Annotated in this window: 20 protein-coding genes; 18 read left to right on the top strand and 2 right to left on the bottom strand. The window is 64.2% G+C overall.

Annotation, left to right across the window (positions count from 1 at the left end; all coding sequences use genetic code 11):
• Positions 1 to 19: 19 nt before the first annotated feature.
• From O7A05_RS23140 to O7A05_RS23125, 4 genes are all read left to right on the top strand, one after another.
• The gene (locus O7A05_RS23140) at positions 20 to 232 is read left to right on the top strand and encodes a hypothetical protein (protein ID WP_337095257.1); all 213 of its coding nucleotides are present in this window, start codon (positions 20 to 22) and stop codon (positions 230 to 232) included.
• Positions 233 to 362: 130 nt separating this feature from the next.
• Complete coding sequence (locus O7A05_RS23135; RefSeq protein ID WP_337095256.1) at positions 363 to 1,160, top strand: MipA/OmpV family protein; 798 nt, start codon at positions 363 to 365, stop codon at positions 1,158 to 1,160.
• A 304-nt stretch (positions 1,161 to 1,464) separates the two neighbouring features.
• A complete protein-coding gene (ileS, locus tag O7A05_RS23130; RefSeq protein WP_337095255.1) occupies positions 1,465 to 4,428 on the top strand; it encodes an isoleucine--tRNA ligase in 2,964 nt (987 codons plus the stop codon).
• Positions 4,429 to 4,618: 190 nt separating this feature from the next.
• The gene (locus O7A05_RS23125; RefSeq protein WP_337095254.1) at positions 4,619 to 5,293 is read left to right on the top strand and encodes a hypothetical protein; all 675 of its coding nucleotides are present in this window, start codon (positions 4,619 to 4,621) and stop codon (positions 5,291 to 5,293) included.
• A gap of 144 nt (positions 5,294 to 5,437) precedes the next feature.
• On the opposite strand, the gene O7A05_RS23120 is transcribed toward O7A05_RS23125, so the two are convergent.
• Entirely contained in the window at positions 5,438 to 5,893 is a 456-nt protein-coding gene (locus O7A05_RS23120) for a nucleoside deaminase (protein WP_337095253.1), read from the bottom strand.
• 181 nt (positions 5,894 to 6,074) lie between these two features.
• On the opposite strand from O7A05_RS23120, the gene O7A05_RS23115 reads away from it, so the two are divergent.
• From O7A05_RS23115 to O7A05_RS23085, 7 genes are all read left to right on the top strand, one after another.
• Positions 6,075 to 8,063 carry a pseudouridine synthase gene (locus tag O7A05_RS23115; RefSeq protein ID WP_337095252.1) on the top strand — a complete coding sequence of 663 codons (1,989 nt, stop codon included), beginning with the start codon at positions 6,075 to 6,077 and terminating at the stop codon, positions 8,061 to 8,063.
• The gene (gene rsmD, locus O7A05_RS23110) at positions 8,044 to 8,598 is read left to right on the top strand and encodes a 16S rRNA (guanine(966)-N(2))-methyltransferase RsmD (RefSeq protein WP_337095251.1); all 555 of its coding nucleotides are present in this window, start codon (positions 8,044 to 8,046) and stop codon (positions 8,596 to 8,598) included. The genes O7A05_RS23115 and rsmD overlap by 20 nt, the downstream gene beginning before the upstream one ends.
• A 129-nt stretch (positions 8,599 to 8,727) precedes the next feature.
• Entirely contained in the window at positions 8,728 to 10,086 is a 1,359-nt protein-coding gene (locus O7A05_RS23105; protein WP_337095250.1) for a M16 family metallopeptidase, read from the top strand.
• Complete coding sequence (locus tag O7A05_RS23100) at positions 10,086 to 11,483, top strand: M16 family metallopeptidase (RefSeq protein ID WP_415927043.1); 1,398 nt, start codon at positions 10,086 to 10,088, stop codon at positions 11,481 to 11,483. The genes O7A05_RS23105 and O7A05_RS23100 overlap by 1 nt, the downstream gene beginning before the upstream one ends.
• Positions 11,480 to 12,343 (top strand): patatin-like phospholipase family protein, encoded by an 864-nt coding sequence (locus O7A05_RS23095; RefSeq protein WP_337095248.1) that lies wholly within the window; start codon positions 11,480 to 11,482, stop codon positions 12,341 to 12,343. Before O7A05_RS23100 ends, O7A05_RS23095 begins: the two co-directional genes overlap by 4 nt.
• A gap of 121 nt (positions 12,344 to 12,464) precedes the next feature.
• Positions 12,465 to 12,896, top strand: a complete 432-nt coding sequence (locus tag O7A05_RS23090) for a hypothetical protein (protein WP_337095247.1) — start codon at positions 12,465 to 12,467, stop codon at positions 12,894 to 12,896.
• The gene (locus O7A05_RS23085; RefSeq protein WP_337095246.1) at positions 12,896 to 13,762 is read left to right on the top strand and encodes an alpha/beta hydrolase; all 867 of its coding nucleotides are present in this window, start codon (positions 12,896 to 12,898) and stop codon (positions 13,760 to 13,762) included. The genes O7A05_RS23090 and O7A05_RS23085 overlap by 1 nt, the downstream gene beginning before the upstream one ends.
• Before the next feature lie 136 nt (positions 13,763 to 13,898).
• Here O7A05_RS23085 and O7A05_RS23080 read toward each other — a convergent pair whose 3' ends face one another.
• Positions 13,899 to 15,083 (bottom strand): cytochrome P450, encoded by a 1,185-nt coding sequence (locus tag O7A05_RS23080; RefSeq protein WP_337095245.1) that lies wholly within the window; start codon positions 15,081 to 15,083, stop codon positions 13,899 to 13,901.
• A 204-nt stretch (positions 15,084 to 15,287) separates the two neighbouring features.
• Between O7A05_RS23080 and O7A05_RS23075 the strand changes: the two genes are divergently transcribed.
• The 7 genes from O7A05_RS23075 to O7A05_RS23045 all read left to right on the top strand — a co-directional run bounded on the left by O7A05_RS23075 (position 15,288) and on the right by O7A05_RS23045 (position 24,062).
• Positions 15,288 to 16,208, top strand: a complete 921-nt coding sequence (locus tag O7A05_RS23075) for an Lpg1974 family pore-forming outer membrane protein (RefSeq protein WP_337095244.1) — start codon at positions 15,288 to 15,290, stop codon at positions 16,206 to 16,208.
• A gap of 18 nt (positions 16,209 to 16,226) precedes the next feature.
• Positions 16,227 to 17,084 carry an alpha/beta fold hydrolase gene (locus tag O7A05_RS23070; protein ID WP_337095243.1) on the top strand — a complete coding sequence of 286 codons (858 nt, stop codon included), beginning with the start codon at positions 16,227 to 16,229 and terminating at the stop codon, positions 17,082 to 17,084.
• Between the two features lie 284 nt (positions 17,085 to 17,368).
• Positions 17,369 to 18,418, top strand: a complete 1,050-nt coding sequence (locus O7A05_RS23065; RefSeq protein WP_337095242.1) for a LacI family DNA-binding transcriptional regulator — start codon at positions 17,369 to 17,371, stop codon at positions 18,416 to 18,418.
• A gap of 75 nt (positions 18,419 to 18,493) precedes the next feature.
• Positions 18,494 to 19,741: an ABC transporter substrate-binding protein gene (locus tag O7A05_RS23060; RefSeq protein WP_337095241.1), complete on the top strand. Its 1,248-nt coding sequence runs from the start codon at positions 18,494 to 18,496 to the stop codon at positions 19,739 to 19,741.
• 558 nt (positions 19,742 to 20,299) lie between these two features.
• A complete protein-coding gene (locus O7A05_RS23055; protein ID WP_337095240.1) occupies positions 20,300 to 21,220 on the top strand; it encodes a carbohydrate ABC transporter permease in 921 nt (306 codons plus the stop codon).
• Positions 21,220 to 22,077: a carbohydrate ABC transporter permease gene (locus O7A05_RS23050; RefSeq protein ID WP_337095239.1), complete on the top strand. Its 858-nt coding sequence runs from the start codon at positions 21,220 to 21,222 to the stop codon at positions 22,075 to 22,077. The genes O7A05_RS23055 and O7A05_RS23050 overlap by 1 nt, the downstream gene beginning before the upstream one ends.
• A 20-nt stretch (positions 22,078 to 22,097) precedes the next feature.
• Positions 22,098 to 24,062 carry a glycoside hydrolase family 127 protein gene (locus tag O7A05_RS23045; RefSeq protein ID WP_337095238.1) on the top strand — a complete coding sequence of 655 codons (1,965 nt, stop codon included), beginning with the start codon at positions 22,098 to 22,100 and terminating at the stop codon, positions 24,060 to 24,062.
• Positions 24,063 to 24,073: the final 11 nt, after the last annotated feature.

Here is a 24,073-nt window from a genome sequence, read left to right as displayed (position 1 = left end):
CCGTATCCGGAGGTCGAGGATGGACGCTGACAAGATTGTCGCGCTGGTCACCGCCGGCGGTATCGAACTCACCGACCGCCGGCGCAACGTCAGGAACGACGGCTGGTCACTGAGCTTCGCAAACGGTGCCACGGTGGAGGTGGGCGACGACGGCTCTGCGCGTATTGGCGGAAAGGGCACCAAGGCTGTAGCGAGGCTGCTGGATCTTCCGGTCGCGCCGCGCAGCACCTGATCCGGTAGCCGTTCTCATATTCGCAGCTGCCGTCCATGTTGCGGATTTTAAGTCAAATTTTACCGAGCGCACGGCATGGCTTGAGCGCTGGCGAGTGGTGCTGCCGGCGCGTTTCGCGTAAGGGGTGACGATGCGTATTGTCGGGAAGATTCCATTGGCTCTCGCCGTAGGTCTGTCCACCGCGCCTGTCGCTCAGGCAGGCGAAGGCGGCTGGATCTCCGGCGACTGGTATCTCACCCTCGGCGCCACGGGGCTCGTCGCGCCGAATTTCGAGGGTGGCAGGAAATACATGCTCAGCGCCCAGCCGATCATCTCGCTCGGAAAGGTCGGCCCCGAGGCGCGCTTCGCCTCGCGCAACGACAACATCTCGCTGGCGCTGATCGATGACGGTTCCGTTCGCGCCGGCTTGACCGGCAAGTTCCTATTCTCGCGCGAGAGTGACGACGAGCTGAAAGGCCTCGATCCGGTGCGCTGGGGCGGCGAGGTGGGTGGCTTCTTCGAATTCTATCCGCTCGACTGGGTGAGGGCACGGGCGGAGCTGCGGCACGGCATTCGAGCCCATAACGGTTTCGTCGCGGACATCGCCGCGGACGCCTTCTACGACGTCACGCCAACGGTCCGCATTTCTGGCGGCCCGCGCGTCTCCTTCGCCTCGTCCGACTATTTCGACGCCTATTACGGCGTCAACGCCAAGGAAGCGGCGGCTTCGGGCTTGAGCGAATACCATCCGGGCGGTGGTGTGAAGTCGACAGGCCTCGGCGGCGCGATCACCTGGAAGGTGACCGAGCCGATGACGGCGAGCGTCTTCACCGAATATTCGCGCCTGATGGGGCCGGCTGCCGATTCCAGCCTGGTCAAGGAACGGGGCGACCGCAACCAGTGGAACTTCGGTGTCTCGACCACTTATCGCTTCAATTTCACGATGTAGGTCGCGAAAGCGGCCTCATGCCTTGAAATCCGCGCTTTATTCCTGCCGCGCCATCCGCTAAAAGCCACGCCATGACGAGCTTTTCGCGCCTTTTCGCGATCGCGATACGAATTACGGGCCCGGTGTTCCGGGCGGCCTGAGCGCCGCTGGAGCCGCCGGGAGTTTTCGCGCGCGCCCCTCGCGTTTTTCATGAACATCAACGCATATCACCCGAAGGTGGCTTCGGTTTCGGGAAAACGATATGCGTCAAAGCAAGACTTGACGCCCCGGCTTTTATCGTCGGGTACCCTGAGATGGCAGATCAATGACCGACACCGTTGAAACGATCGACTATTCCAAAACGCTCTATTTGCCGCAGACGGATTTCCCCATGCGCGCCGGGCTGCCCGAGAAGGAGCCTGGCCTGGTCAAGCGCTGGCAGGACATGGATCTTTACAAAAAGCTGCGCGAGGAGGCCGCCGGCCGAGAGAAATTCGTGCTGCATGACGGCCCGCCCTACGCCAACGGCAACATCCATATCGGCCATGCGCTGAACAAGATCCTCAAGGATGTCATCAACCGCTCCTTCCAGATGCGCGGCTACGACGCCAACTACGTGCCGGGCTGGGACTGCCACGGTTTGCCGATCGAATGGAAGATCGAGGAGCAGTACCGCGCCAAGGGCAAGAACAAGGACGAGGTGCCGGTCAACGAGTTCCGCAGGGAATGCCGCGACTTCGCGGCTCATTGGATCAAGGTGCAGGGCGGCGAGTTCCAGCGCCTCGGCGTCATCGGCGATTTCGACAATCCCTATACGACCATGGCTTACCATGCCGAGTCGCGCATCGCCGGCGAGCTGTTGAAATTCGCCATGTCCGGTCAGCTCTACCGCGGCTCGAAGCCGGTGATGTGGAGCGTGGTCGAGCGCACCGCGCTCGCCGAGGCCGAGGTCGAGTATCAGGATTATGAGAGCGACACGGTCTGGGTGAAGTTTCCGGTCGCGAGCCTCGCCCGGCCGGTCGCCGGCGCCGCGCCGGCGCTGGACGAGGCCGCGCTCGATCTGGTCGAGGCCCACGTCGTCATCTGGACGACCACGCCCTGGACCATCCCCGGCAACCGCGCCGTGAGCTATTCGCCGCGCATCGCCTATGGCCTCTATGAGGTGACGGCGGCCGAGAACGCCTTTGGCCCGCAGCCCGGCGAGAAGCTGATCTTTGCCGACGCGCTGGCTGAGGAATGCGCCGCCAAGGCCAAGGTCACGTTCAACAGGCTTCACAGCGTCTCGGCCGAACAGCTTGGGAAGCTTACGCTTTCGCATCCTTTCAAGGGCTTCGGCGGCGGCTACGAATTCCCGGTGCCGATGGTTGCCGGCGAGCATGTCACTGACGATGCCGGCACGGGCTTCGTGCACACCGCGCCCGGCCATGGCCGCGAGGACTTCGACGCCTGGATGGAAGCTGCCGCTGACCTTCGGGCGCGCGGCGTCGACACCACGATCCCCTTCACGGTCGACGATGCCGGTTTCTTCACCAAGGACGCGCCTGGCTTCGGCCCAGGACGCGAAGGTGGACCGGCGCGCGTCATCGACGACAACGGCAAGAAGGGCAACGCCAACCAGGCGGTCATCGACGAGCTGATCAAGCGCAACGCGCTCTTCGCGCGCGGCCGGCTGAAGCACAGCTATCCGCATTCCTGGCGCTCCAAGAAGCCGGTCATCTTCCGCAACACGCCGCAATGGTTCGTCTACATGGACAAGGACCTTGGTGACGGCACGACGCTGCGCAGCCGCGCGCTGAAGGCGATCGACGACACGCGTTTCGTGCCGGCGGCGGGCCAGAACCGCATCCGCGCCATGATCGAGGAGCGCCCCGACTGGGTGCTGTCGCGCCAGCGCGCCTGGGGCGTGCCGATCGCCGTCTTTGCCGACGAAGACGGCAATGTGCTCAAGGACGAGGCGGTCAACCAGCGCATCATGGACGCTTTCGAGAAGGAAGGCGCCGACGCCTGGTTCGCCGAGGGCGCCAAGGCGCGCTTCCTTGGCAATCACGATGCCTCGAAATGGCACCAGGTGATGGATATCCTCGACGTCTGGTTCGATTCCGGCTCGACGCATGTGTTCACGCTGGAAGACCGTCCGGACCTCAAATGGCCGGCCGACGTCTATCTCGAAGGCTCGGACCAGCACCGCGGCTGGTTCCATTCCTCGCTGCTCGAAAGCTGCGGCACCAGGGGCAGGGCGCCCTACGACACGGTCATCACCCATGGCTTCACCATGGACGAGGAAGGCCGCAAAATGTCGAAGTCGCTCGGCAACACCGTCGTGCCGCAGGACGTCATCAAACAGTCCGGCGCCGATATCCTGCGGCTCTGGGTGGTGACGACCGATTATTGGGAAGACCAGCGCCTCGGCAAGAACGTGCTGCAGACCAATATCGACGCCTATCGCAAACTCAGGAACACCATCCGCTGGATGCTGGGCACGCTTGCCCATGACGACGGCCAGGATGTGCCGGTCGAGGCCATGCCGGAACTGGAGCGGCTGATGCTGCACCGGTTGTCGGAGCTGGACGAGGTGGTGCGCCAGGGCTACGACGCATTCGAGTTCAAGCGCATCACCCGTGCGCTGCTCGACTTCATGGTGGTGGAGCTTTCGGCCTTCTATTTCGACATCCGCAAGGACGCGCTTTACTGCGACGGACCGTCGAGCCTGCGCCGCAGAGCGGCCGTGCAGGTGGTGCGCCACCTCTTCGAATGCCTGGTGAAATGGCTCGCGCCGATGCTGCCCTTTACCACCGAGGAAGCCTGGCTCGACCGCCATCCGGAAGCCGTCTCGGTGCATCTCGATCAATTCCCGGCGATCCCGCAGAACTGGCGCGACGAGGCGCTGGCCGAGAAATGGCGCAAGGTGAGACAGGTGCGCCGCGTCGTCACCGGCGCGCTGGAGATCGCGCGCGCCGAGAAGCTGATCGGTTCGTCGCTCGAGGCCGTGCCGGTGGTCACCATTGACGACGCCGCGCTGGAGGCGGCGATCGCCGATGTCGACATGGCCGAGATGGCGATCACCAGCGATCTCGTCATCAGCCGCGGCAAGGCGCCGGAAGGCGCCTTCACGCTCGACGACGTCAAGGGCGTGGCGGTGGTGGTGGAGAAAGCCGAGGATCGCGGTCTGGTCAAATGCGCGCGCTCCTGGCGCTACACCGCCGATGTCGGCCAGGACCCGGAATTCCCGGACGTTTCGGCCCGCGATGCGGCGGTGCTGCACGAGCTGAAGGCGCTTGGCCGTTTATAAGCCGGTGCAAAAGTGCCACGCCGGGCGGCCCATAATCGCCCGCGCGTTGCCCTTAATAAGTGGTTGAGGTAAACACGCGACACTCCGGCAGACAAATTGTCGCCGGATTTCCATCGCAAGTGCGGGGAAGAAGGGGATCGTGCCGTTGGCCGGTGGCGACCGAAAGGCTGTTAGAGTGGGACTTTTTGGCATGACCGACAGAACGTTTGCGCGCGCCGCGCTGGTGGCGCCGCTGGTGGTATCGGCCATTGCAATGTCCGGCTGTGTGAGCTCGCCCACCTACGGGACCGGCAAGACCGCTGCCGCGCAGCTCTTCGATGATGTTTCCGGCGCGGCCGCGATCACGCCGAAGCGTCGCGATCCGATCGACTACAAGCCGCGTCCTGAACTGGTGAAGCCGGCTCCTGGGCAGAAGGAAAATCTGCCGGCGCCGCAGCAGAGCATCCAGACGGCGAGCGCCGACTGGCCCGAATCGCCGGAGGCGCGCCGCGCCCGCATCCGTGCCGACGCCACCGCACACCAGAACGATCCGAACTACCAGCCTGAAGCGGCCGAGGACGTGCAGACCGATCCCGAAGCGGTGAAGAGGGCGATGGCGGACTCGGGTTCCAGCCACCCACCACGTTGGTCGCCGGACGATTCCAGCGCCACGCGCCGCGCCGAGGTTCAGCGCCGGCTGGCCGAACAGAAGCAGGGCGATCCGACCACTCGCAAATATCTGAGCGAGCCGCCGCTTGCCTATCGCCAGGCGGCCGCCACCGCGCCGCAGAACGAACTCGGCGAAGACGAGTACAAGAAGGAGCGCCGCCTCAAGGCGCAGGCCGAAGGCAAGAAGGGCGGCTGGTTCGACTGGCTCGGCCTGTGAGTAGTCAGTAGTCAGTAGTCAGTAGTCAGTAGTCAGTAGTCAGTAGTCAGTAGTCAGTAGTCAGTAGTCAGTAGTCAGTAGTCAGTAGTCAGTAGTCAGTAGTCAGTAGTCAGTAGTGACCTGCTTCACTACTCACTACTCACTTCACCCGCCATTCCGTCTCTCGCGAAAAAAGTCCTTGAGTATGAGGGCGGCGTCGCTCTCGCCCATTCCCGGATAGATGTCTGGCGTGTGGTGGCAGGTGGGCGAAGCGAAGAAGCGCACGCCGTTTATCACCGCGCCGCCTTTCTCGTCGGCGGCGCCGAAATAGAGCCGCCGCAGCCGGGCGAAGGAGATCGCGCCGGCGCACATCATGCAAGGCTCTAGCGTCACATAGAGGTCGTGGCCCGTCAGCCGCTCGCTGGCGAGCTTCCGGCAGGCCTCGCGGATCGCCAGCATCTCGGCATGCGCGGTCGGGTCCGAGAGTTCGCGCGTGCGGTTTCCGGCTTTCGCGATCACCGTGCCGCCATCGGCGATCACGGCGCCGACCGGCACTTCGCCGCGGCCGGCGGCCGCCACGGCCTCTTCAAGCGCCATGGCCATGAAATCCGGTCGTTTCACGCGGTCTCCATTCCGATTACTTCTCGCCACCCGAGAGTGATCCTGTTATCTAGCGCGAGACCCTGAAAACCGGAATCGGTTTTTGCCGCGCAGCTGGATGCGCAAAATCAAGAATGACACTGCCTGCGTTGGGCGTCCGCAAGGGCGCGCGGCGTCGTAGCAGGCGAAGACGAGCAAAGTAATGAACGACGACAAGAAATCTCCACGCGGGCCGCGCAAAGGCGGCTCGAAACCGGCGGGCCAGCGAAGCCGCGGCGGCAAGCCGGGCTTTGGTCCCAAGAAACCGTTCGTGAAGCGCGAGCGTCCTATGGCCGCCGAAGGCGAGCGCCGCGATGCCGACGGCCAACGCCGCGACTTCAAGCGCAGCTACAAGCCACGCGGAGCGGGCGAGGGCGCCGAGCGCGGCGAAAGGCCTTTCCGCAAAGGCCCGCGCCCGGAAGGCAAGCCGTTTGAGAAGCGCGAGGGCCACAAGCCCTACGCACCGCGCGGCGACCGGCCGGCGGCTGCCGACGGCGAGCGCCCGGCCCGGGATTTCAAGCGCAGCCACAGGCCGCGTGAAATGGGGGAAGGCGGGGAGCGCGGCGACAGGCCGTTCCGCAAAGGTCCGCCGCGCGACGGCAAGCCCTTCGAGAAGAGCCGCAAGCCTTCCACACCGCGTGGCGAGCGGCCGATGGCCGCCGACAGCGAGCGGGGCGAAAGACGTTTCGACCGTCCCAAGCGCGAATTCGGTGATCGCCCGGCACGCGAGTTCGCCGACCGGCCGAAGCGCGACTTCAGCGATCGCCCGCCGCGCGACGGCACCGCAAGAAAGCCGGAAGGCGGCTTCAAGCCGCGGCCGCGTCCCTCGGAAGCCGCGCCGGAGAGCGGCGAGCGCATCGCCAAGCGGCTGGCGCGCGCCGGCATCGCTTCGCGCCGCGACGCCGAGGAATTGATCGCCGCCGGCCGCGTCAAGGTGAACGGTCAGGTGCTGGACTCGCCGGCCTTCAATGTCGGCGCCAACGATGTCATCCATCTCGACGGCACCGAGATCCCGCCGATCGAGCGCACGCGCCTCTTCCTGTTCCACAAGCCGGCGGGCGTCGTCACCACCAACCGCGATCCGGAAGGCCGCAAGACCGTCTTCGACGTGCTGCCGTCCGACCTGCCGCGGCTGATGACGATCGGCCGGCTCGACATCAACACCGAGGGCCTTTTGCTGCTCACCAATGACGGCGGTCTGTCGCGCGTGCTCGAATTGCCGGCCACCGGATGGCTGCGGCGCTATCGTGTGCGCGTTCACGGCAAGGTCGAGGAGAGTGCGCTCGCCGGCCTGCGCGAAGGCATCGCCGTCGACGGCGTCTTCTACGGTTCCATCGAGGCCTCGCTCGACCGCGAGCAGGGCACCAATGCCTGGCTGACCATTGGGCTCCGCGAAGGCAAGAATCGCGAGGTGAAGAACATCCTCGGCGCGCTCGGCCTCGATGTGACGCGGCTGATCCGCATCTCCTACGGGCCGTTCCAGCTCGAGGATCTGCCGGAGGGCCATGTGCTCGAGATCAAGGGCCGTGTGCTGCGCGAACAGCTCGGCGAACGGCTGATCGAGGAATCCGGCGCCAATTTCGATGCCGAGATCCAAAAGCCGTTTTCCAACAAGCCGGTGCGCGGCGGCGGGCCGCGCCGCGAAGAGGCCGACCGGCCAAAATTCACGCGCGACGGCGACCGCCGGCCGATCGGCGAGGGCGGGCTGATCAAGGCGCGCAAGCGCCGCGAAGGCAGCCGCGACGAGGCGCTGAGCAAGCTCTCGACGAAACCGGACCGGCCGTTTGGCGAGCGTGGCGCGCAGCCTGACCGCGGCGGTTTCGGCGACAAGCCTCGCGGTGGGTTCGGCGACAAGCCTCGTTTCGGCGGCAAGAAATCCGAACGCGAGCAGCGGCCGATCGAACCGCCGGGCCAGCGCAAGGCCAATGTCTGGATGGCGCCGGGCGCCAGGCCGATCGGCAAGGGCAGGGCAGAAGCCGATGCCGCCAAGGCCGCCGACGCCAAGGCGCGCAAGGCGTCGTTCAAACCGGGCGGCAAGGGCAAGCCAGGCGCAAAACCGTTCGGCAAGCCCCGCGGCGAGCGCCCTGAAGGCGATGGCGGCGACAGGCCGCGCGGTCCGAAGAGGGGCGGCGATGCGGATCGTCGGCGGTGAGTTTCGCGGGCGTCCGCTGGCGACACCGAAAAGCAATGCCATCCGCCCGACCACCGACCGCACCCGCGAGGCGGTATTCAACGTCCTGGCGCATCGCTACGCGGAAAGACTCGAAGGCGGCCGCGTGCTCGATCTCTTCGCCGGCACGGGCGCGCTCGGGCTTGAGGCGCTGTCGCGCGGCGCCTCCTACTGCGTCTTCATCGAGGAATCGACGGAAGGGCGAGGCCTGATCCGCGAAAACGTCGAGGCCTATGGGCTCACCGGTCGCACCAAGATCTTCCGCCGCGACGCCACGCATCTCGGCGAAGCCGGCACGATCTCGCCCTTCGGGCTGGTCTTTGCCGATCCGCCCTATGGCAAAGGGCTCGGCGAGCGCGCGCTACGCTCGGCCAAGGGCGGCGGCTGGCTTCTGCCTGGCGCGCTCTGCGTCGTCGAGGAGGCGGCGTCGGCGCCATTCGAACCGGGCGCCGGTTTTTCGGTGATGGATGAGCGCAATTACGGCGAAACCGTTATTCGGTTTATCGTCGTTGGCTGAGCCTGACGCTTGCTCTTCTTCCGCGGGGGAAGAAGGAAATGGTGCAAGCGCCTCGAAAATGCCGAACAATTCACTTTGCCTCGCCGGCGAACCTTGCCTATCGTCGCGCAACCGGAACCGGAGACCTTGATGACAGCAACGGGGATTGGGCTGCGAGCGGCGCTTCTCGCCGGTACGCTGGCGCTCGCGGCAGTTCCGGCCCGCGCGGCCGATGACGGCGCGGTCAAGGATTTCCTGCTCGACAACGGCATGGAAGTGGTCGTCATCCCGGACCACCGCGCCCCGATCGTCACCCACATGGTCTGGTACAAGATCGGCAGCGCTGACGAGCCGCCCGGCAAATCCGGCATCGCGCATTTCTTCGAGCACTTGATGTTCAAGGCCACGACCAAACACGCCGCCGGCGAGTTCGATCGTGCCGTGGCTGAAATCGGCGGCTCAAACAACGCCTTCACCTCCTACGATTACACCGCCTTCCACGAGACGGTGCCGCCTTCCGCTCTCGAAGAGATGATGGGCTTCGAGGCCGATCGCATGCGCAACCTCATCCTGACCGATGATGTCATCAAGACCGAACGCGACGTGATCCTGGAGGAGCGCCGCTCGCGCATCGACGGCAGTCCGCAGGCGGTGCTCGACGAGGAGGTCGATGCGACGCTCTGGCAGAACCAGCCATACCGCATTCCGGTCATTGGCTGGATGCAGGAGATGGAGCAGTTGAACCGTCCGGACGCGAAAGCCTTCTACGACGCCTATTATCGGCCGAACAACGCCGTGCTGGTGGTGGTGGGCGACGTCGATCCCGACGCGGTGAAGGCGATGGCCGAAAGGACCTATGGCAAGGTCGCCCGCGGCCCGGACCTGCGGCCGCGCATCCGTCCCGTCGAGCCCGAGCAGAACACGAAGCGCACGGTGACGCTCACCGACGCGCGCGTTTCGGTGCCGAGCTTTTCGACGCAATGGGTGGTGCCATCCTATCATACGGCCAAGCCCGGCGAAGCCGAGGCGCTCGACCTGCTTGCCGAGATCCTCGGCGGCGACAACCGCAGCAGGTTGTACCAGCAGCTCGTCGTCAAGCAGGGTATCGCTTCCGAGGCCGGCGCCTACTTCCAGGGCACCATGCTCGACGCCACCAACTTCACGGTCTATGGCGCCCCGCTCGGCGACGCCAAGCTTGTCGATATCGAGGCGGCGGTCGATGCCGAGATCGCCCGAATCGTCAAGGACGGCGTGAGCGAGGATGAGCTGGAGCGGGCCAAGACCCGCTATGTGCGCTCCATGATCTTTGCGCGCGACAAGCAGGAAGACATGGCCAACATGTACGGCTCGACGCTTGCCACGGGCGGCAATGTCAAGGACGTCCAGGAATGGCCGGACCGCATCCGCAAGGTAACCGCCGCTGAGGTCAAGGCGGTCGCCGCCCGCTATCTGGTGCTCGATCGCTCCACCAGCGGCTATCTCTTGCCGCAGCAGCAGGCGGGGAATTGATGATGAGCATGGTTCTTGGCCGTACGATCGCTTCTCCTTCCCTGGCGAGAGAGGAAGGCAAGCTCTACCGCGCCGTCGCCACCCTTTGCTTTGCCCTGTTCTTCCTGCTTTTGCCGGTGCTTGCCGCGCGCGCCGAGATGAACATCCAGGAGGTGAAGTCGAAGAAGGGCGTCACCGCCTGGCTGGTGGAAGACCATTCGATCCCGCTGATTGCGATCCGTTTCGTCTTCGACGGCGGCACGGCGCAGGACCCTGCCGGCAAGGAAGGCCTGGTCAACCTGATGACCGGGCTGTTCGACGAGGGCGCCGGCGGCCTCGACAGCGAGGCTTTCCAGGTGAAGCTCGACGATGCCGGCGCCGAGATGAGTTTTCAGGCCGCCCGCGATGGCACCTATGGCTCGATGCGCATGCTGTCCGATCAGAAGGACGAGGCTTTTGGCCTGCTGAAGCTGGCGGTGAACAGCCCGCGCTTCGATCAGGCGCCGATCGACCGCATCCGCGCCCAGATACTGTCCGGCATCCTCGCCAATGAGCGGGACCCCAACACGATCGGCCAGCAGCGCTGGCTGCGCGCGATTTATGGCCAGCATCCCTATGCGCGGCCGGACGAGGGCGACAAAGACAGCCTCGCCACCATCACTGCCGACGACCTCAGGGCCTTCCACAAAGCGAATTTCGCCCGCGGCGGCCTGCATGTGGCCGTGGTGGGCGATATCGACGCCGCGACGTTAAGCAGCAGGCTTGACGAGGTGTTCGGCGACCTGCCGGACAGGCAGACGCTGGCGCCGGTTGCCGACGTCAAGCCCAAGCTCGGCCAGCAGCTCGAAGTGAATTACGACTTGCCGCAGACCTCCCTGCAGCTTGCCTGGCCGGGCGTGAAGCGCAGCGATCCCGATTTCTACGCCGCCGTGCTGATGAACGAGATTCTCGGCGGCTCGACATTCACCTCGCGGCTTTACGAGCAGGTGCGCGAGAAGCGCGGCCTTGCCTATAGCGTCAGCTCCGATCTCGTCGATCACGAGCATTCAAATGCGCTGCTGGTGACGACGGCGACGCGTTCGGACCGCGCGGCCGAAACGCTTGTCATCGTGCGCCAGGTGGTAAAGGACATGGCTGAGAACGGCCCGACCGAGGAGGAGCTCGCGGCGACCAAGAAATATATGGTCGGCGCCTACGCCATAAACAATCTGGATTCCTCCAGTTCCATCGCCACGACGCTGGTGGAACTGCAGATCGATCATCTCGGCATCGACTATATCAAGCGGCGCGCGGCTCTCATCAACGCGGTGACGCTGGCCGACGTCAAGGCGGCGGCGAAAAAGCTCCTGTCGTCCGACCCCGCGGTGATGGTCATCGGGCCGCCGCTGGTTCAGGTGGCGGGAGGCCGCAAGGGATGAGCCCAACCTTCGGGGTGGCCTTCGGCGGCGGTGGCGCGCGCGGTCTTGCGCACATCCATATCATCGAGGCCCTCGACGAGCTTGGCATCAAACCGGCGGCGATTGCCGGCTCGTCGATCGGCGCCATCATGGGCGCCGGCATGGCGTCGGGCACGAAGGGTGCCGAGATTCACGATTACGCCCGGTCGGTCCTCGGCAGCCGGGCCGAAGTGGCGGCGCGCATGTGGCGCTCGCGGCCGGGCACGATCGCCGAGGCCATGCAGGGCGGCATCCGCGTCAGCCAGTTCAACATCGAGCGCATCCTGAAAGCTTTCCTGCCCGAGGCGATCCCGCAGACATTCGAGGCGCTGAAAATCCCGCTCAAGGTGACGGCGACCGATTATTTTGGGCACAGCCTTGCGGTGTTCACCGAAGGCGACCTGCATTCGGCGCTTGCCGCTTCGGCGGCCATCCCGGCGGTCTTCCGTCCGGTGACGCGCGAGGGCCGCGTGCTGATCGATGGCGGCATCTACAACCCCGTGCCTTTCGACCTCATCGAAAATGACGCTGACATCATTATCGCCGTCGACGTCGTCGGCGCGCCGAGCGAGGCCGAGCGCAGGCATCCGACCACCGTCGACCTGATGTATGGCGCCACGCAACTGATGATGCAGTCGATCATCGCCAACAAGCTCAGGCAGCACCCGCCGGACATTCTGATCCGGCCGAATGTCTCGAAATACCGCGTGCTCGAATTCCTCAAGATCGAGGCGCTGATGGCCGAGACGGCGGAGATCAAGGACGAGCTGAAGCGCGCCGTGGAGAAGGCCGTGGAAGCGCATGACGGCCGGCGGGGCAAGAAGGTGGTGAAGACGTTCTAGGCCCGTGCATCGCGGTACCCCATGGCTCCCCGTGACTTTTGGGGAAGCTCCTTTTTGCCCACTAGCCCGGAGCTGGCCACACATCATATTGTCGCGACCCGTTGGAAACGCGCGAATCCGCATGAGCAAACTCCTGTTTACCCGAGTTCCTTTCAACCCGGTCTCTCTCGGGCTCGTCTGCAATTTCATTGCGCACTATCCGCCCTTTGACGGCTACGAGTTTGGACAGATGGTGAAGTCCTTGCGCTACCAGATCGAGCAGCAGACGCACCTTATCGGTTCCATCGACGATGCGATCGTCGCTTACGTCGGCTGGATCGTGACCAACCGCGAAATTGCCGAAACGTGGGTTGCAAACAAGGGGCCGCTCAATCCCGACCCCGGCGGCACCGCCATTGCCGCGACGATTATGGCCACGCGCTCGTCCTCGCACATCCTGCCGCTGATCAAGGAGGCGAAACTGCTCAACCTCGATAAGTCGGTCTACTGGAAGCGCGATTTCATCGACGCCCGTGGTGCGATGAAACGCGCCGTCCGCAAGCGGGACGCCTGATGGACAAGGCCAGCCACGCCAAGGTGTTGACGCAGGAAATCCTCATCCGTCTTGGCGATCGTTATGCCTCGATGTTTGTGCGCATCTGGCAGCCGACCGGACCATCGCGCGGCACCGTGTTCTGCCTGCATGGCTTTGCCGGCAATGGCTCCGATTTCGATTATCTCGCGGCGTTCCTTTGCCGCAACGGCTATCTGGTGATCTGCCCCGACCTGCTCGGACGGGGTCGCAGCGCCTATCTCGGCTCCGGCTACGATATTGATATCTATTCCAGGTGCCTGCGCGCGCTCAGTCAGTTTTCCGGCAAGGAGAACCATTTCGTCGGCACGTCATGGGGCGGGCTGATCCTCGTTCTGTTCCTTTATGCGAACCGCAGCCGCGTCGACAGGATTGTCCTCAACGATGTTCCCCTGGTTGGCGGGCCGAAGGTCGATGCTTTGCGAAACGAGGCCATCCGCGAAGCAGCGCTTGTATTCCAGACGCGCGCCCAGGCAGGGGAATATCTGCGTGCGGCAAATCCGGGCATGGGGCGGGTGGAGACGCGGGTCCTCGACCGGTTTATCGATAGCAGAATTACCGCGGGGGCTGGCGGGTTTCGTTTGGCTTACGATCCGGCCACGACCGGGAATTTCGAAGCCATGACCGGCCGCAAATATGACCTGTTCCCAATGGTCGCCAAGCTCGAGGCCCACGTCATGCTCATGTACGACCGCGAGAGCGGGTTCATCGACAGGCAGGCCTTCGAACAATCACGCCGCGCCCGACCCGATCTTTGTATCGTCGACAACATCGGTGCCGGCAACCCGCCGTCGCTGATGACGCCCGATCAGGCTTTCCTGATCCTCGGCTTTCTATCCGCCATATGAGCAGTCCGTCACGGCGGGATCGCACTTCGATAAAAATATATGCTCCCAGCCGATCTCGTCCCAACGAGGCGGCCGGGAGATTGATATAGCGGCTTTCGGACTTGGTTGAATATCGGTCGAAACAGGCAAGCGCCCGTTAGCGTCTTGATACCGTGACCGACATGCCGCTCGCCGGGCGCAGCGCCAGCCCATAGTCGAAGCGGATAACGTCGTCGGCGCGGGTAAAGGCGAACTGGCGCACGACCGCGCGAACCGCCTGCTCCACCTCGAGTCGGCCCAGGCGTGCGCCTCCGCACATACGCGGCCCAGTCAGGAAGGGGATGAAGGCGCGGCGGTCGAAACTGTTGTTGATGAACTCCTTGCGGCTGGCATCGAAAGTCCTCGGGTTTTCCCAGAAGGCCGGATGTTGGTGAACGCCGACGATCGACAGCATGATAAGCTGTCCGGCCCTCAGTGCGGTGCCATCGATGACCGTATCGGTGCCCACCTCGCGGGTCAGGAACGGGATCGGCGGAAAATAGCGCATCGTCTCGTTGATGAAGCAGTCGGTGAACGGTGTTTCTTTTTCGTCCCCCGCGATCTCCTCATGGACGCGCTCCTGGGCCTTATGGTTGGCGCCGAGCCGGTCGATAACCCATAGCACCGTCGTCACGGTGGTCTCGACGCCGGCAAAGAGGTTCATCACAAACTCTTCGATTGGCGAAAAACCGCCAATCCCGCCAGCCTTCTCCGAGAAGCGGGCCATTTCGGCCACCGTGCGTGGGTCTGCCGTAAGCTGCGAGCCGAAATCGGCGATGATCGCGCGGGCATCGTGAATGGCGCTGTTGCGCTCGGCATCGGTGGGCGTAACCCAGGAATAATATTGCAGGCGCCGCAGCACCTCGCGCGTGCGGTCAAGCAGCGTGGCCGTCGGCCCCGCCTGCGCGACAAGGCCGAACGCCTGGTAAAAAATCGTCATGGCACCAGCGAAAAGCGCCTGCTGGATGCCGGCGAGCGAGGTCTCGCAACCGGCAAGACAGTTGCCGAAGACTTCAGCCACGCCTTGCTCATGGGCGGGCTTCGCCGCCGCCAGGTAGCGGTCTTGGGTGATCGCGCGCCTGGTAGCCCATTCCTCGTCATTGGTGTTGAAGCGGCTGAAGCCGAGCGCCGAGATCAGAGAGAAATTCTTGCGAAAAAGGGCGGGAGTCTTGGCGATCCTGTCCACGGCCTCCGGGTGGTCGAAGACGACGAGATTGCCGATTTCTCTGGGAACTTTCCCAAGCTCGCCCTCGTCTTGCAGGCCGCTCCGCGTGAACAGAGCGTACACGAGGTTATTGAGCATGCCGTCGATTTGCGCCGGGCTGTTCACCCTACCCCCCATGTCGGAAAACACCCGACGCTTGCAACGTTCAAATACACGTGCCGGTTACTGTTGCAAAGACGTGACACCGGTCCGGCAAAGTTGCTGACACGGCGTAGCGGCAATATGCCTTTATGAAAGCGTCTGCAATATTGCGCCGGGCTGGATTCTAGGGCGGGGCAGGAAATGCAAGGCAAGGGTAAACTATTGGCGACCGTGGCGGCCTCGGCCGCCTCGGTTACTTCCGTCGGCGTGGCGACAGCTCACGCGACAGAGGCGCAGCCTTCGGATCAGACGGTCATCGATTCGCGCGTCAAGCTCGCATTTGAAGGCGCGTACTTTTGGAACAATGTCCACAACGACGACAAGCTCAGCAGCGATAAGCTGGGCAACAGCAACGGCGATATCTCCGGATCGGTAGCGCTGACCAAGCAGATTTCTCCGGACCTCGATTGGCGACTTGCCGGCGCCTTCCATGTCGGCAAGGACCGGTCGGTCCTTCTCGGCGAGGAACCTGTGACTAGTCCTTCAAACGGTATGGTGAGCTTTAATTTCGGCGACGGTTACAGCTTCCAGGCTTTCGATTTCGACATCGGCAAGCACGTCAAGGTGCAACAGACCGATATCCGTTTCTTCGGCGGCCTGCGGCTTGTGCATTCCGACGAAACATTGGGCGAGTTTTCAGAGAAGTTCACGCCTACCAATCCTGCCGACAAGGGCATCGCCGCTGACAAGATCGGTACGGCCGAGTACTGGGGCATCGGCCCGCGCGTTGGTGCGGAAGCTTACTATCCGGTCGGCGAAAACTGGGGCCTGACGGGTTCGGCTTCAGGCGCCGTCATGTGGGGCCGCCGCACCGAGCGTCTCGGTTTCAATATCTCCTCCACAAACCCTGACGAACACTTTTCCGAATCGCTGGCCAGTCAGGGCTCGAACGAGACGGTCTCGAATCTCGACGCATCGCTCGGCCTGAGCTGGACGCCGATAACGAACACTACCTTCACCGCTGGTTACAAGGTCGAAGCGTGGCACAATCTGCTTGTGAACGCAGACCACAAGAATCAGGTGTTCCAAGGCCCGTTCCTGCGCCTCGAAGTCAAGATGTGATCGCGGCGGCCGGTCAGGGTGACTCCGAAGACAGGTTTCGAGACCAGGTTCGCATCGAACAGAAACGTCAAACTGCACTACGTCGCGGCGGGCTCCGGCCCGCCGCTTCTTTTCCTGCACGGCTTTCCCGATCATAGCCTTGGTTGGCGCCGGCAGATGGAGGCTCTGTGCGGCAGTTTCAGGGTGCTGGCGCCGGATTTGCGCGGGTTCGGGCGAAGCGACGCGCCGCGGGGGCATGCCCACTACACACTGCTGCCGCATCTGGTCGAGGACGTGCTTTCAGTGCTCGTGGCCGAACAACTCTCCCAGGCCTCGATCGTCGGTCACGACTGGGGTGGTACCATTGCCTGGTGGCTGGCTATGCGGGTGCCGCAGGTGGTTCGCCATCTGGTCGTCCTTTCCACCCCTCATCCGCGCAACTACCTGCGCGCCATCGCCGATCCGACCAACGCCCGGTATTTCGCCTATATGCGCCTCTTCCAGGAGGCAGGAGCGTCCGCCATGCCCGCGCCGGAGAAGCTTGCTGAATGGGTCGACGATGAAGCCGACAGGCAGGCGCTTGCAGAGTCGCTCCGGCTTTCCGATCCGGAGGCGATGCTGGGTTACTACAGAGCCAACATTCCGCTCGGCAGGGTGCCGGATATCGGCCAATTGCCCCTGGTCAAGGCGCCGACTTTGGTCATGTTCGGCGCCCACGATCCCTATGTTCCGACCAACGCCTATGACGGCACCTTCCGTGAAGTCGATAACGTCACGTCGTTTGTAGTCATCCCTGACGCGGGGCATTTCATCCATCACCAAGCCGCCGGTTTGGTAAGCCGCGAGATAGAGGCGTGGGTGTCGCGGCCGCCGTCCAGCTTTCGCTCTTTGGGGTAGGCCTGTCCGGTTGGAAGGTGCGCGCTAGCTATCGCGGGTGCGTCAGTCGTTTGCCCATTCTGTTCAAAGTGGTTGATCTGCGACGTTCCGGAGCCCCGTCCGCCTGATGCCCTTCGCGGGACCGATTGTCACAAAAAATTCTTGCCTTCATGCTCATCTTCGCCCTACTCTCCGCTTGAGAAAACCTTTTCCCAAACGGTTGCTTTGGACATCCGCCCACGGTTCGAATGCTGCAGGCCGTTGTGAGCAAAGGTTTTCTCAACTGGGAGGTCCTGCGCCGAAAAATGGTTTCTGACGCCGAATTAGCGCCTGTCTTTGCCAAGCCGCCGGTCACCCTGCGCGAGGTCGCCGCCGCGGCCGGCGTCAGCGTGGCGACGGCGTCCAAGGCGCTGAACGGGCAGGGCCGCATGACGGCGGAGACGCGCGAGCGCATCCGCGAGACGGCGCGGCTGCTCGGCTTCCGGCCGAATAACCTGGCGCAGAGCCTGTTGCGCAAGCGCTCCTTCACCGTCGGCCTGCTCACCAACGATACCTATGGCCGCTTCTCGCTGCCGCTGATGGCCGGCGTTTCGGATGCGCTGGTCGACAAGGGCGTGTCGGTCTTCCTATGCAATGTCGAGGACGACCAGCGGCTCGCTCAGCTGCATGTCGAGGCCATGCTCGACAAGCGCGTCGACGGCATCGTCGCCACCGGAAAACGCATCGACCGCCACCTGCCGGTCGATCTCTCCAACCTGCGCATTCCGGTCGTCTACGCCTTCACTCAGCCGGATCCCGGCGCGGTCGGGCTCGTTTCCGATGACGCCGGCGGCGCGCGGCTGGCGGTGGAGCAGTTCTTGCGGCTCGGGCGCCGCCGCATCGCCCATGTCAGCGGCCCGGCGAGTTTCGCCGTGGTGCACACGCGGGCAGGGGCCTACCGCGACGTCCTGAGGGAGAACGGCTTGCCCGCAGCCGAGCCGCTGCTCGGCGCCTGGTCGGAAGCCTGGGGCCACGATGCGGTGGCAAAATTGTTCGACAAGGCGGGCAGGGAAGGATGGCCGGACTGCGTCTTCTGCGGCAACGACCAGATCGCCCGCGGCGTCATTGACGCGCTGCGCGAGCGCGGCATCCGCGTGCCCGACGATGTCGGCGTCATCGGCTTCGACAATTGGGAGATCGTGGCCGAGGCGACGCGCCCGCCGCTGACCTCGATCGACATGAACCTGGCAAGCCTCGGCCGCGAGGCCGGGCTTGCCCTGCTTTCGCTCGTCGACGGCCAGCCGGCCGCGCCGGGCATCAGGAAACTGCCGTGCCGGCTGGTGGTGCGTCAGTCGTGCGGCAGTCCGCCGCAATGAAGCAACAAGGCTACGCGCCCGAACAAGCCGGGCGGCGTGGCCAAAACAGGGAGGAGAACCATGAGGAGGAGTAAAATGAAGACCATGTTTGCCAAGCTGGCTTTAGCCGCGGCCGTCATCGGCGGCGGCCTGCAGGCGGCGTCCGCCGAGACCGCCAACATCTGGGTGCGCGCCGACGGCTCGAACTTCATGCCGCGCATCGTCGACGCCTTCAACAAGGCGCACAAGGACCAGATCAAGCTCGACATCATTCCCAACGCCGAGATCATCCCGAAATATGGCGCGGCAGCGGCCGGCGGCACCGCGCCCGACGCGCTCTCGCTCGACCTGATTTACGCGCCGTCCTTCGCCGCCGCCGGCCAGTTGGAGGACATCACCGACTGGGCGAAATCCTTGCCCTATTTCGCCAGCCTGTCGCCGGCGCATGTGAAGACCGGCACCTACAAGGACCGCATCTACGGCCTGCCGTTCTCGGCGGACGCCTCGGTGCTGATCTGGAACAAGAAGCTGTTCAAGCAGGCTGGGCTCGATCCTGAGAAGGGCCCGGCCAACTGGGCCGAGATCGAGGCCGACGCCGAAAAGGTCAACGCGCTCGGCGGCGACATCAAGGGCTTCTACTTCTCCGGCAATTGCGGCGGCTGCAACATCTTCACTTTCACGCCGCTGATCTGGGCCTCGGGCGGCGACATCCTCTCGGAGGACGGCTCGAAGGCGACGCTGGACAGCCCGCAGCTGCGCGGCGCCATCGACCTTTACCGCTCGATGATCAAGAAGGGACTGGTGCCCGAGGGTGCGCAGACCGATACCGGCGCCAACTTCTTCGCCGCCTTTGCCGGCGGCAAGATCGGTCTCTCGCCGTCCGGCGCTTTCGCCATCGGCGCGCTCAACACGCAGTATCCCGATATCGACTACGGCATCACCTTCCTGCCGGGCAAGGATGGCGGCTGGTCGTCCTTCGCCGGCGGCGACAATTTTGTCGTCACCAAGGGCACCAAGAAGATTGCTGTGGTGAAGGAGTTTTTGGACTTCGCCTATTCGCTCGAGGGCCAGACCATCCTCGCCAAATATGGCAGCCTGCCGGTGCGCAACGACATCGCCAAGGACGCGTTGAAGGACCTCGACCCGCGCTACCAGGTGGCTGCCGAGGCGATGGCCAAGGGCAAGACGCCCTATTCGGTGGTGTTCAACGACCTGATCAACTCGGCCAACGGTCCCTGGACGCAGATGATCAACGAGGTGTTCTTCGGCGACGACGTCGACGGCGCCATCAAGAACGCGCAGGACACGATGCAGTCGATCATCGACCAGGCGCCGAACAAGTAGATACCAGGGCCAGCCGGCTGCGAGGATCGCGCAACGCCTCGCCGCCAAGGCTCTGACCGGCCGCCCGCCCCGTCTCCCTGGCCGGGCGGCCGGGGACCGTATCGCTGAATAGACTGGGACTGACGCGTTGAGAAAAGACCCCCTCATCCGGCCGCTACGCGGCCACCTTCTCCCCGGTGGGGAGAAGAGGTTAGCGCCGACGCTGGCGATCTCCTCTCCCCTTGGGGAGAGGTCGGATTGCCCCGGATTGCCCTTCGCAATCCGGTCGGCAATCCGGGTGAGGGGGCGCCGGCGAGCTGGCTCCTCCTTCTCCCCTTGTGGGAGAAGGTGGCCGAGCGAAGCTCGGTCGGATGAGGGGTGTTCCAGCGGAGTGAGGCGTTGGCGTTCCCTGGAACACCCCTCATCCGTCTCGGCGCTACGCGCCGATCCATCCCCGGCCGGGTCCCCGCTTCGCAGCGTCCCGGCGTTCGCCGGCCTTTCATCGTGCCACTGGCACGATGAATTCACCTACGGTGAACCGGCTGCTCACCCCACAAGGGGAGAAGGGGGAGCCAAGCCATGACCGCCATCACAGCCGCCTCCCCACCCGCCCGCTCGCGCACCGGCGTCAACCGCCGGCAATTGGTGGGGCTGCTCTATGTCCTGCCGGCCGTCGCCCTGGTCACCGTCTTCTTCGTCATTCCGCTCGGCATGACCGCCTGGATGTCACTGCACAATTGGCCGCTGATGGGCGAGCATGCCTTCATCGGCCTCGATAACTACTTTGCTATCCTGCGCGACACGCGATTCTGGAACGCGCTGAAATTCACCTTCTACTACACGGTCATGGTCACGATCGCGATCTTCGCCGTCGCCTTTCCGCTGGCGATCTTCATCGAAAAGCCGCGCCCGCTCACCAATTTCTACCGCACCGCCTTCTTCATGCCGGCCGTGGTCGGCTTCGCCTCGGCGAGCCTGCTCTGGTCCTGGCTCTTGAATGTCGATTCCGGCCTGTTCAGCCCGGCCGCTTACGACCTCGGCCTGACCGAAAAGAAGGTCAATCTTCTCGCCACCTTCCAGCCGGCCTTCTGGTCGATCATCGCCATGGTGGTGTGGAAGGTCGCCGGCTTCACAATGGTCATCCTGATGACCGGCCTGCAGTCAATCCCGCAGGACCTACAGGAGGCCGCCGTCATCGATGGCGCCGGCCCGTTCGCCAGGTTCCGGGCCATCACCTTGCCGCTGATGCGCCGCACGCTGGCGCTGGCGCTGATCCTGTCGGTCGCGGGCTCGATCCTTGCCTTCGACCAATTCTACATCATCCTGCGCGGCGGCCCGCGCAACCAGACGCTGACGGCGGTCTACTGGATCTTCAACCAGTCCTTCGTCTCGTTCAAGCTCGGCTACGGCGCGGCGCTCTCCATGGTGCTGCTGGTGATCCTGGTGGCGCTCAGCCTCATCCAGCTCTGGCTGCTGCGCAAACCCGAGGGGCTGGACTGATGGCCGGCGCGATGTCGCAAAAGCGGAAAGTCGGCTTCAGCCTGGCCAGGCATTCCACCGGCATCATCGCCTCGATGTTGTTCCTGGCGCCGATCGTGTGGACGGTGCTGTCGACCTTCAAGCCGGCGCAGGAAGCGCGCCAGCCGCCGCTGCCGCCTTGGCCGACCACCGGCTTCTCGATCGAGAATTATGAGACGCTGAACTCCTTTGGCGACGGGCTCTGGGCCTCGGCGCAGAACAGCATCTATGTCTCGGTGATGACGGTGCTGCTCTCGGTGCTGGTCAGCGTGCTCGCCGGCTACGGCTTCTCGCGCTTCCGCTTTCCCTTCCGGGATTTCTTCTTCGTCCTGATCCTGTCGACGATCATGATCCCGTTCCAGTCGATCCTGACGCCAATCTTCCTTGTGCTGACGAAGCTCGGCCTGCACAACACGCTGACCGGCCTGGTCTGCGTCTATGTCACGCTGCAGCTGCCGTTCTCGATCTTCATGATGCGCAACGCGTTCGACGCCGTGCCGCGCGAGATCGAGGAAGCCGCGCGCATGGACGGCGCCAACAACGTCACCATGCTCGTCAAGGTGATGCTGCCGCTGGTCTGGCCCGGCGTCGTCACCATTGCGCTGTTCGCCTTCCTCGGCGCCTGGAACGAGTTCCTGGCGGCGCTGGTGCTGATGACCGACCAGTCCAAATTCACCCTGCCGGTGATGATGACGGCGCTTCAGTCCGGCCGCTTCGGCGCCATCGACTGGGGCGCCGTGCAGGCCGGCGTCACGGTGATGATGGTGCCCTGCCTGATCCTGTTCCTGGCGCTGCAGCGCTTCTACATCCGCGGCCTCATGGCCGGGGCCGTCAAATGATTTCGAATGGAGTGAAGTTCATGACCGCATCGCGACCCGCCGCGCAGACCGGCACCTCCGCCAGGCCGAAGCTCGCCTTTCGCCCGCTGCCCGTGCCGCAGGTCGATGTCCGCGGCTTCTGGGGCGACCGTGTCGACGCGGTCGCCGCCAAGACCGCCGGCATCCTCTACGACCGTTGCGTCGAGGCGCGCATGCTGGAGCAGATCGATCCGGACGTGCCGTCGCCGGGCGTGGTCATCCCCTTCCACGTCAGCGACGGCTTCACCGCGCGCACCGTGACGACGCAGATGTTCTGGGATTCCGATTGGGGCAAGACCATCGAAACCGCGGCCTATTCGCTCTACCGCCGCCGCAATCCCGATCTGGAAAAGAAGATCGACACCGTCATCGGCATGTACGAAAAACTGCAGCAGGAGGACGGCTACCTCTCCAGCTGGTACCAGCGCATTCAGCCCGGTCTGCGCTGGACCAATCTGCGCGACTGCCACGAGCTCTATTGCGCCGGCCATCTGATCGAGGGCGCGGTCGCCTACTACCAAGCGACCGGTAAGCGCAAGCTGCTCGACATCATGAGCCGCTATGCCGACCACATCGCCGACACTTTCGGTCCCGAGCCCGGCAAGCGGAAGGGCTATTGCGGCCATGAGGAGATCGAGCTGGCGCTGGTGAGGCTCGCGCGTGCGACCGGCAACGACAAATATATGAAGCTGGCTAAGTATTTCATCGACCAGCGCGGCCAGCAGCCGCATTATTTCGACGAGGAGGCGCTGGCGCGCGGCGCCGACCCCAAGGATTTCCACTTCAAGACCTATGAATACAACCAGTCGCACAAGCCGGTGCGCGAGCAGGACAAGGTCGTCGGCCATGCGGTGAGAGCCATGTATCTCTATTCCGGCATGGCCGATATCGCGACGGAGTATGGCGACGACACGCTCAAGCTGGCGCTCGAGCGGCTCTGGGACGATCTCACCACCAAAAGCCTCTACGTCACCGGCGGCCTTGGCCCATCGGCCGACAATGAAGGCTTCACCAACGACTACGACCTGCCCAACGAGACCGCCTATGCCGAGACCTGCGCCTCGGTCGGCCTGGTGTTCTGGGCAAGCCGCATGCTGGGCATGGGCCCGAACGCCCGGTACGCCGACATGATGGAGCGCGCTTTATACAACGGCTCGATCTCGGGCCTATCGCTCGACGGCTCGCTGTTCTTCTACGAGAACCCGCTGGAGAGCCGCGGCGGCCATCACCGCTGGAAATGGCACCGCTGCCCGTGCTGCCCGCCCAATATCGGCCGCATGGTGGCCTCCATCGGCAGCTATTTCTACGGCCTCGCCGAGGATGCGCTGGCGGTGCACCTCTATGGCGATTCGACTGCGCGCTTCGAGATCGCCGGCCGGCAGGTGACGCTCGTCCAGACCAGCAGCTATCCCTGGGACGGCGCGATTGCGATCGAGATCGGGCCGGAGGCGCCCGTAGAGTTCACGCTTCACTTGCGCATACCCGCCTGGTGCCGCAAGGCGGCTTTGCGTGTCAACGGCAAGCTCGTCGATCTGGAAGCGGCGACGGTCGACGGCTATGCCGCGATCCGCCGCGAATGGCGCCAGGGCGACAAGGTTGAGCTCGACCTCGAAATGTCGATGGCCCGTCTCTTCGCCAACCCGCAGGTGCGCCAGGACATCGGCCGCGTGGCGCTCGCGCGCGGCCCGCTGATCTACTGCGTCGAGGAGACCGACAATGGCGGCGGGCTGCATCGCATCGCCCTGCCGCGCGAGGCAAGGCTCGAGGCGCACAAAGAGCCGAACCTGCTCGGCGGCGTCGTCACCCTTTCGGCCATCGGCAACAGGGCCGATGCGGAAAACTGGGGCGCCGATCTCTACCGCCCCGAACCTCCGGCGACGCGGGAATCGAAACTCAAGGCCGTTCCCTATTTCGCTTGGGACAATCGCGATCCCGGCGAGATGCTGGTCTGGCTGCGGGAAGGGTGAGGGCGGCCTGT

The organism is Mesorhizobium argentiipisi (SeqCode) (assembly GCF_037179585.1).
Taxonomy (GTDB): Bacteria; Pseudomonadota; Alphaproteobacteria; order Rhizobiales; family Rhizobiaceae; genus Mesorhizobium; species Mesorhizobium argentiipisi.
Note: the sequence above shows the minus strand (reverse complement) of the source record. Positions and strands in the feature narration are given on the sequence as shown.

Bases quoted from the DNA above. Each gene is read 5' to 3' on its own strand.
- O7A05_RS23125 (WP_337095254.1), top strand. From the start codon at position 4,619: ATGACCGACAGAACGTTTGCGCGCGCCGCGCTGGTGGCGCCGCTGGTG.
- O7A05_RS23075 (WP_337095244.1), top strand. From the start codon at position 15,288: ATGCAAGGCAAGGGTAAACTATTGGCGACCGTGGCGGCCTCGGCCGCC.
- O7A05_RS23080 (WP_337095245.1), bottom strand. From the start codon at position 15,083: ATGCTCAATAACCTCGTGTACGCTCTGTTCACGCGGAGCGGCCTGCAA.
- O7A05_RS23105 (WP_337095250.1), top strand. From the start codon at position 8,728: ATGACAGCAACGGGGATTGGGCTGCGAGCGGCGCTTCTCGCCGGTACG.
- O7A05_RS23055 (WP_337095240.1), top strand. From the start codon at position 20,300: ATGACCGCCATCACAGCCGCCTCCCCACCCGCCCGCTCGCGCACCGGC.
- O7A05_RS23050 (WP_337095239.1), top strand. From the start codon at position 21,220: ATGGCCGGCGCGATGTCGCAAAAGCGGAAAGTCGGCTTCAGCCTGGCC.
- rsmD (WP_337095251.1), top strand. From the start codon at position 8,044: ATGCGGATCGTCGGCGGTGAGTTTCGCGGGCGTCCGCTGGCGACACCG.
- O7A05_RS23065 (WP_337095242.1), top strand. From the start codon at position 17,369: ATGGTTTCTGACGCCGAATTAGCGCCTGTCTTTGCCAAGCCGCCGGTC.
- O7A05_RS23090 (WP_337095247.1), top strand. From the start codon at position 12,465: ATGAGCAAACTCCTGTTTACCCGAGTTCCTTTCAACCCGGTCTCTCTC.
- O7A05_RS23095 (WP_337095248.1), top strand. From the start codon at position 11,480: ATGAGCCCAACCTTCGGGGTGGCCTTCGGCGGCGGTGGCGCGCGCGGT.
- O7A05_RS23140 (WP_337095257.1), top strand. From the start codon at position 20: ATGGACGCTGACAAGATTGTCGCGCTGGTCACCGCCGGCGGTATCGAA.
- O7A05_RS23045 (WP_337095238.1), top strand. From the start codon at position 22,098: ATGACCGCATCGCGACCCGCCGCGCAGACCGGCACCTCCGCCAGGCCG.
- O7A05_RS23060 (WP_337095241.1), top strand. From the start codon at position 18,494: ATGAAGACCATGTTTGCCAAGCTGGCTTTAGCCGCGGCCGTCATCGGC.
- O7A05_RS23135 (WP_337095256.1), top strand. From the start codon at position 363: ATGCGTATTGTCGGGAAGATTCCATTGGCTCTCGCCGTAGGTCTGTCC.
- ileS (WP_337095255.1), top strand. From the start codon at position 1,465: ATGACCGACACCGTTGAAACGATCGACTATTCCAAAACGCTCTATTTG.
- O7A05_RS23100 (WP_415927043.1), top strand. From the start codon at position 10,086: ATGATGAGCATGGTTCTTGGCCGTACGATCGCTTCTCCTTCCCTGGCG.
- O7A05_RS23115 (WP_337095252.1), top strand. From the start codon at position 6,075: ATGAACGACGACAAGAAATCTCCACGCGGGCCGCGCAAAGGCGGCTCG.
- O7A05_RS23085 (WP_337095246.1), top strand. From the start codon at position 12,896: ATGGACAAGGCCAGCCACGCCAAGGTGTTGACGCAGGAAATCCTCATC.